1 protein-coding gene is annotated in these 768 nt (G+C 46.6%); it reads left to right on the top strand.

Annotated elements, in window-relative coordinates:
• Positions 1–768: alpha-amylase (locus tag R7093_RS25115; RefSeq protein WP_318147004.1), on the top strand; the 768-nt coding region annotated here is incomplete at both ends.

Raw genomic sequence — 768 nt, 5'->3', positions numbered from 1 at the left:
GTACCTAATGATGGCGCATTATGGACGCAGGTGGAAAGCAATGCCCCGGCGCTCGCTGAAAACGGTTTTACAGCGCTCTGGCTACCGCCAGCTTACAAAGGCGCGGGCGGCAGTAATGACGTCGGTTATGGCGTCTACGATATGTACGATTTAGGTGAGTTTGATCAAAAAGGCTCAGTACGAACCAAATACGGCACCAAGGCTCAGTACATCTCTGCAATCAATGCCGCGCACAACAACAATATCCAAATTTACGGCGACGTTGTGTTTAACCACCGAGGTGGCGCAGATGGAAAGTCGTGGGTCGATACCAAGCGCGTTGATTGGGACAACCGCAATATTGAACTGGGCGACAAATGGATTGAAGCTTGGGTTGAGTTTAATTTTCCTGGCCGCAACGACAAATACTCGAACTTCCATTGGACTTGGTATCACTTTGACGGTGTTGACTGGGATGACGCCGGCAAAGAAAAAGCGATCTTTAAATTCAAAGGCGAAGGAAAAGCATGGGATTGGGAAGTCAGCTCTGAAAAAGGCAATTACGACTACCTAATGTACGCCGATTTAGACATGGATCACCCAGAAGTTAAACAAGAGCTGAAAGATTGGGGTGAGTGGTACATCAACATGACCGGCGTTGATGGCTTTAGAATGGATGCCGTGAAGCACATTAAATATCAGTATCTACAAGAGTGGATAGATCATTTACGTTGGAAAACAGGCAAAGAGCTTTTCACCGTTGGTGAATATTGGAATTACGACGTAAAT

Source organism: Vibrio sp. 1580 (assembly GCF_033340055.1).
This window is presented reverse-complemented; position numbering and strand designations above follow the sequence as displayed.